We start from the raw sequence: 5,751 nt of genomic DNA, 5'->3' as shown, positions 1-5,751 counted from the left end.
CGTCGCGCAACCGCTCGGCTCGGCGTATACGGTGATGGTGGCCTCGCCGGATTATCTGAAACGCCACGGCACGCCGACAACGCGCGACGAACTGAGCGCTCATGCTTTGCTCATGCTCGAGTCGCCCGTATCGTCCCCTGACGAATGGCATCTCGAAAGCGAAAATGACGCTCGAATCTGGAAGATCCCCAAGTCGTCGCTGCAATTCAATGTGCCCGATGCGTTGCGTGCCGCCTTACTCGCTGGAGCAGGCATCGGCACACTCGCGACTTACACGGTCGTCGACGATCTCGTCGAAGGAAAGCTGGTGCGCGTGCTGCCGCACTATCGGCTAAAGCCGTTCACTGTGTTCGCCGTCTACCCGTCGCGTCGCTACCTCGATGCCAAAATTCGGACGCTGCTCGAACACCTGCGCTCGACGCTCTCGCCTTCCTTGAATAGTGCGATCGAGCGTGTCGAGCGAGTCGCCCGCGCCGATACTCCGCAGACGTGAGGGCTTCTCTTAACAAGCGCCATACCGTCTTCGTCAGCGTGGGCGAGCGCGTCCGGCAGCAGGAGGGCGCGGCTTGCCTGCTGTTGCAGCATTGCTTTCGGCTTCTGCGAGCTCGCTTTCCGCCAAGGACGAGGATCCGCGCGACTGGCGTCGAATCATTTGCGGCGGTTGGCCGTAGGCGCGGAGAAAGGCACGTCGCATTCGGTCGCGATCTCCGAATCCGGTCTGTTGAGCGACAGCGTCAATCGTGTGGTTGGTGTCTTCCAATAGCGCGCGTGCCCCCTCCAGGCGCAGGGTCTCGATTGCCTTCGCCGGCGTCATGCCGGTTTCGGCCTGAAAGGTACGGCTGAACTGGCGTGGTGAGAGATGCGCGACCGCGGCAAGGTCTTCCACACTCAGCCGCCAGGCAAGATTGCGCCGAGCGTGCGTGAGCACGGTCTGAATACGATCTGATTTCGGTTCTAGTTCCAGAAGGGAGGAGAACTGAGACTGGCCACCGGCGCGGCGATGGTACAACACGAGCCTGTGTGCAACATTGCGCGCCGCTTCTCGGCCGAGATCTTCTTCGATCAGCGCCAGTGCGAGATCGATGCCGGCGGTCATGCCGGCTGACGTCCACACCGGTCCGTCAGCGATGAAGATTCGGTCCTCTTCGACTCGCACATTGGGATAGCGGACCCGAAGCTCGTCTGCACGCACCCAATGAGTCGTGGCGCGCCGCCCGTCGAGAATCCCCGCTTCCGCGAGAACAAACGCCCCATGGCAGGTCGCAGCAATCCGGCGGCAGTGAGATCGCGCGCGGCGGATCAGCTCGATCGTCTCGGGCGATGCATCTTCCATGCTCGCGCAGACGACGATGAGATCGTACATCTCCTCGTAAAAAGGCTCGGTCAACACGTAGAAGCCGAGCGAGGTGCGCACCAGCCCGCCATGCTCGGACAGCAGCTGGACGTCGTAGACGGGTTCGGCTGCTTGCTGATTGGCGATTTCGAACGGAGTGGTGACGGCAAAGCCCATCGGCTGATAGCCAGGGTAGATGATGAAGCCGACCTTGCGCATGTCGCCTCTTCCCGTATGTCTGAAATGGACGTGAATATGACATTTCGGCAGCCTGCTGCCAAGCAGTAGACTTGGGGCTAGCTGAACTTTCTCAGGAGGAAATAATGACTCTCAAGGGCCAACCACGTGACATGAAGAAGTGGCGGGAAGTACTCCTCGACTCGAATGTCCACTTCCCGGGCGAGTCGAGCGAATACCGGCGCGCACGCAACGAGCTGTTGGAGGCGGAGGCGGAGCTCCGCCGGCTGAACGAGCAGGTCGCCGCCCAGCGCCGGGCACTCCCGGCGGGCGGCCTCATCAAGGAGGACTACGTCTTCGAGTCCGCGGCCGACGGCAGCAAGGTGAGGCTCTCGGAGTTGTTCGCGCCGGGCAAGAACTCGCTGGTCATCTACAACATGATGTTCCCGCGCTGGTCGGGAGACCAACGAGCGGCTGCCCCAGGGGGCAAGACAGCCGAGCTGCCGCTTGTCGAGCAGCCGTGCCCGTCGTGCACATCGGTCGTCGATGGGCTCGAGGGTGCTGCTTTTCACCTCGCCGAGCGGACCAACCTCGTCGTGATCGCGAAGACAAGCCCCGATCGGCTCGGCAACTACGCACAAGAGCGCGGCTGGCGCAACCTGCGGCTGCTGTCCTCGCGGAACAACACCTTCAACCGCGACTACCATGCGGAAGCACCGAACGGCGGGCAGCTCCCGGTCCTGAACGTGTTCACACGCGACGAGGACGGGATTCACCACCACTGGGCGAGCGAGATGACGTTCAAGCGCGGCGACACCAGCTCCCTCGACCCGGTCTGGGCAATCTACGGCGTTCTCGATTTGACGCGCGAGGGACGCGGAGACAGCGCTGCCTACCCCAACCTGCAGTACTAGGAAGTCCTCGCATGATGTCTCCCGCCTGGCTATCGGACATTCTTGCCGCCCTCATGCTGGTCGTCGTGGCCGTGTGCGCGACCCGCCTCGCTACCGCCCGGTTGCCGACCAACCGGCTTTCGGCGGCTGGACCAACCGGATCCCGCTCGTCGCCGCGTGGCTCGGGCGGAGCCGATTCCGACCTTGCGCACCTGCTGATGTGTCTCGCGATGGCAGGAATGCTGGCGCCCGGCGTCAAGACGCTGCCGCCCCAGGCCTGGGAGGCGATTTTCGTGCTGCTCACGGCCTGGTTCGCCTGGCGCTTAGCGGGCCACACCAAGGTGAACGGTCTTCGGTCCCTGGTAAGCGGGCATCGCGCTGCGCATCTGTTTCACTGCGCGGCGATGGTGTACATGTTCGCCGCCCTCACGGCGTCAGACGGCATGGACATGACGGGGATGGGCAGCGGCATGGCACGGTCGCTCAAGTATCCGGCTCTCGCGCTGGCGTTCGCGTTTGTGCTTGTCTATTGCAGCGCCTGGGACCTCGTCGGCCAACTCTCCGGCCGACGCTACGCCCTCGGGGGCGCGCCTTCAGCTGGCACCGCCCCAGCTGGCGACACCGCGACGACGGCAGCGTGCCGTATCGCCGTTGGCGTGACCATGGCGTTCATGCTGCTAATCACGAGCTGACCAGATGAGTCGGCCGAGGTTGTGCTGCATTGCTTCCGTCACCGTTGGGGCTTTGCCGACGGCGACCCGGCCTACAGCGACGACGAGGCGCGCCTGAATCCTGCTCCCGTGCCGGCGGTGCCGACGCTGGTGCTGCATGGCGCGGCGGACTCCTGCAATCATCCGGACACCTCACGGGGCCGGGAGCCGTTCTTCCAGGGCCGCTACGAGCGGCAGATACTGGATGGCGTGGGCCACTTCCCGCAACGCGAAGCGCCTCGACAAGTAGGCGAAGCCATACTCCGCTTCTGTGCGCAGCAGTGAGTTCCCGTTCACTGTCCACGCGGCGCGCTATATCATGATCGCTTGTTGCCGCTCCTCGTGGGACGGCGCCCGGCAACGTCGCACGCGGGGCATTGAAACGGATTTTTGCGCAGCAGGGTGACGTAATGAAAGCAGCAGGGGAAGGGCCGCGGATCGAGTCGCAAACGCAACCGCAGGTGCAAGCGGAATTGCGGGCGCCATTGCCTGCACGGTCCTCACCCGACACTGCTGCGCGCGCGGCGCCTGTTGCCGGTCTCCAGCGGATCACCGACACGAACACCGACTGGATTTATCGCGGGCCGCAAGATGGCATCGAGCGCATCGAAGCGTTTTTTCGCGCCCACGCGTACGACATGCATCGTCACGACACGTATGCGATCGGCCGCACGCTGTCGGGCGTCCAGTCGTTTCATTACCGTCGCCGCTTCGTGCACAGTCGGCCTGGCCGAACGATCGTCATTCACCCGGACGAGCCGCACGACGGCGAGGCAGGCACCGAACAGGGATTCCGCTACAGGATGGTCTATGTCGAGCCCGCGCTTTTCCAGCAGGCGCTGGGCGGGCGGCCGCTGCCGTTCATCGAGGGCGGGATTTCCGACGATCCGCGTCTATACGCGGCAACGGACGTGTTGCTGCAGGGGATGGACAACCCGATCGATCCACTCGAACGGGACGACGCCATTCTGGATCTGGCGCTCGCACTCGACGCCGGTGCGGGCGGCAGACGGCTGCGGCAGACCGCGGATTATCGCGCGGCGCAAGTGGCGCGCGAGTACCTGCACGATGCGCTGGACCACGCGGTCACGCTCGATGAGCTTGCCGCCGCGACGAGCCGCGACCGATGGAGTTTGTCGCGCGATTTCCGCGCCTTTTTCGGCACGAGTCCGCACCGCTATCTGACGATGCGCCGGCTCGATCGCGTGCGGCAGCTGATCGTCCAGGGTCGGCCGCTCGCCGATGCGGCCGCCGCCGCCGGTTTCGCGGATCAGAGCCATATGACGCGGCATTTCGTGAAAACCTATGGACTGCCGCCGTCGCGCTGGCTGAAAACGCTCGCGGCACAACAGCAGGTCCGATGAGCGCGCTGCGCATTACGAGCTTCGTTGCCGGGCCGGCTCAACGGTCGGGCCGCGGATGCACCGTTCAGTGCGGATTGCGACCTCGTGACGTCGCCTGCGCGACCGGCGTGCACGATCGTTCAAGACGCCGGCTGCCACGCCGTCTACGCTTGTCCGCAATCTCAACCGAATCAAAGGAGACCGGCTATGACACCGACTGACCGACCCAACACGCCCTCCGGCACCTACGTACCGATCAATCTGGCTGCAAAGCTTGCGCTGATTCACGACCGGTGGCAGCCGCGGGTGGTCGCCGAAATGAACGACTACCAGTTCAAGATCGTGAAGATCGAGGGCGATTTCGTGTGGCACGACCATCCGGATACCGACGAGACGTTTATCGTGCTCGAAGGCGAGCTGCGTATCGACTTCCGCGACGGCGCGGTGCATTTGTCGCAAGGTGAGATGTTCGTCGTACCGAAGGGCAAGGAGCACAAGCCGTTTGCGCAGAAGGAGGTCAAGCTCATGCTGATCGAGCCGCGTGGCGTACAGAACACCGGCCGCGAACCCAATGAGCGCACGGCGAGGAACGACGTATGGATCTGAGCCACGACGCCACGTACGCACCGGCGAGGTTCGACACGAAGATCGTCGTGATTCTTCAGAACGAGTTGCCGGTATGGAAGAAGCTGAACGTCACGGCGTTCGTCGTCAGCGGCATTGCCGCGGCGGCGGATGGCGTGGTCGGGGCGCGCTACGTGGACGGTTCCGGCAAGTCCTATCTGCCGATGTTCCGCCAGCCGGTCTTGGTCTACGCCGCAAGCGGCGTAGAGCTGCGGCGCATGTTCGACCGGGCGTCGGAAAGGGATCTGGACATGTCGATCTTCACAGAAGACCTGTTTGACACCGGCAATGACGAGGACAACCGCGCAGCCGTCGCCGCGGTGCCGACCGGCGAGCTGCGCCTCGTCGGCATCGCGTTGCGTGGCGAAAAGGGGCGCGTCGACAAGGCGCTGAAAGGGTTGCGGCTGCATGGATAGCCGTGCGGGCAGGCGGGGCAGGGCTCGTGCGTGACGCGGTGCGACTCGCGCCGAACACGTCGGCAGGGGGGAAGCGCAAACCGCTGCGCCAGCAACGCGATTCACTGCGGGTTCATGGCTTGAGGTCCTCGAACGCCGCGCGTACCGAGCCCAAGCCGTGAATTTGAGCCTCGAAGACATCGCCCGGGCGCACGGCGGCCATCGGGCCCAATGCGCCGGTCAGCACGATATCGCCGGCCGCCAGCCCGCGTCCGA

8 protein-coding genes and 1 pseudogene are annotated in these 5,751 nt (G+C 64.2%); 7 read left to right on the top strand and 2 right to left on the bottom strand.

Annotated features, from left to right (window positions below):
- The coding region (locus J3489_RS36825) for a LysR substrate-binding domain-containing protein (RefSeq protein ID WP_242540606.1) at window positions 1-493 on the top strand (493 nt) is incomplete at its 5' end.
- A 33-nt stretch (window positions 494-526) separates the two neighbouring features.
- On the opposite strand, the gene J3489_RS36820 is transcribed toward J3489_RS36825, so the two are convergent.
- The gene (locus J3489_RS36820) at window positions 527-1,552 is read right to left on the bottom strand and encodes a GlxA family transcriptional regulator (RefSeq protein ID WP_207005712.1); all 1,026 of its coding nucleotides are present in this window, start codon (window positions 1,550-1,552) and stop codon (window positions 527-529) included.
- A gap of 104 nt (window positions 1,553-1,656) precedes the next feature.
- Between J3489_RS36820 and J3489_RS36815 the strand changes: the two genes are divergently transcribed.
- The 6 genes and pseudogenes from J3489_RS36815 to J3489_RS36790 all read left to right on the top strand — a co-directional run bounded on the left by J3489_RS36815 (window position 1,657) and on the right by J3489_RS36790 (window position 5,496).
- The gene (locus J3489_RS36815; RefSeq protein WP_207005711.1) at window positions 1,657-2,424 is read left to right on the top strand and encodes a DUF899 family protein; all 768 of its coding nucleotides are present in this window, start codon (window positions 1,657-1,659) and stop codon (window positions 2,422-2,424) included.
- An 11-nt stretch (window positions 2,425-2,435) separates the two neighbouring features.
- Window positions 2,436-3,095: a DUF5134 domain-containing protein gene (locus tag J3489_RS36810; protein ID WP_207005710.1), complete on the top strand. Its 660-nt coding sequence runs from the start codon at window positions 2,436-2,438 to the stop codon at window positions 3,093-3,095.
- Between the two features lie 12 nt (window positions 3,096-3,107).
- A pseudogene (locus J3489_RS36805) lies at window positions 3,108-3,398 on the top strand (alpha/beta fold hydrolase); the annotation flags it as partial.
- 125 nt (window positions 3,399-3,523) lie between these two features.
- Window positions 3,524-4,477 (top strand): AraC family transcriptional regulator, encoded by a 954-nt coding sequence (locus J3489_RS36800; RefSeq protein WP_207005709.1) that lies wholly within the window; start codon window positions 3,524-3,526, stop codon window positions 4,475-4,477.
- A gap of 186 nt (window positions 4,478-4,663) precedes the next feature.
- Window positions 4,664-5,062 carry a cupin domain-containing protein gene (locus J3489_RS36795; protein ID WP_207005708.1) on the top strand — a complete coding sequence of 133 codons (399 nt, stop codon included), beginning with the start codon at window positions 4,664-4,666 and terminating at the stop codon, window positions 5,060-5,062.
- Window positions 5,053-5,496 carry a DUF2000 domain-containing protein gene (locus tag J3489_RS36790; RefSeq protein WP_207005707.1) on the top strand — a complete coding sequence of 148 codons (444 nt, stop codon included), beginning with the start codon at window positions 5,053-5,055 and terminating at the stop codon, window positions 5,494-5,496. The genes J3489_RS36795 and J3489_RS36790 overlap by 10 nt, the downstream gene beginning before the upstream one ends.
- Before the next feature lie 112 nt (window positions 5,497-5,608).
- Here the strand turns inward: J3489_RS36790 and J3489_RS36785 are convergent.
- On the bottom strand, window positions 5,609-5,751 hold a 143-nt coding region (locus J3489_RS36785; protein ID WP_207005713.1), incomplete at its 5' end, for a fumarylacetoacetate hydrolase family protein.

It is taken from the genome of Trinickia mobilis (assembly GCF_017315705.1).
Taxonomy (GTDB): Bacteria; Pseudomonadota; Gammaproteobacteria; order Burkholderiales; family Burkholderiaceae; genus Trinickia_A; species Trinickia_A mobilis.
This window is presented reverse-complemented; position numbering and strand designations above follow the sequence as displayed.

Excerpts from the sequence above, each read along its gene's own strand:
- J3489_RS36820 (WP_207005712.1), bottom strand. The coding sequence starts at position 1,552 with ATGCGCAAGGTCGGCTTCATCATCTACCCTGGCTATCAGCCGATGGGC.
- J3489_RS36815 (WP_207005711.1), top strand. The coding sequence starts at position 1,657 with ATGACTCTCAAGGGCCAACCACGTGACATGAAGAAGTGGCGGGAAGTA.
- J3489_RS36810 (WP_207005710.1), top strand. The coding sequence starts at position 2,436 with ATGATGTCTCCCGCCTGGCTATCGGACATTCTTGCCGCCCTCATGCTG.
- J3489_RS36800 (WP_207005709.1), top strand. The coding sequence starts at position 3,524 with ATGAAAGCAGCAGGGGAAGGGCCGCGGATCGAGTCGCAAACGCAACCG.
- J3489_RS36795 (WP_207005708.1), top strand. The coding sequence starts at position 4,664 with ATGACACCGACTGACCGACCCAACACGCCCTCCGGCACCTACGTACCG.
- J3489_RS36790 (WP_207005707.1), top strand. The coding sequence starts at position 5,053 with ATGGATCTGAGCCACGACGCCACGTACGCACCGGCGAGGTTCGACACG.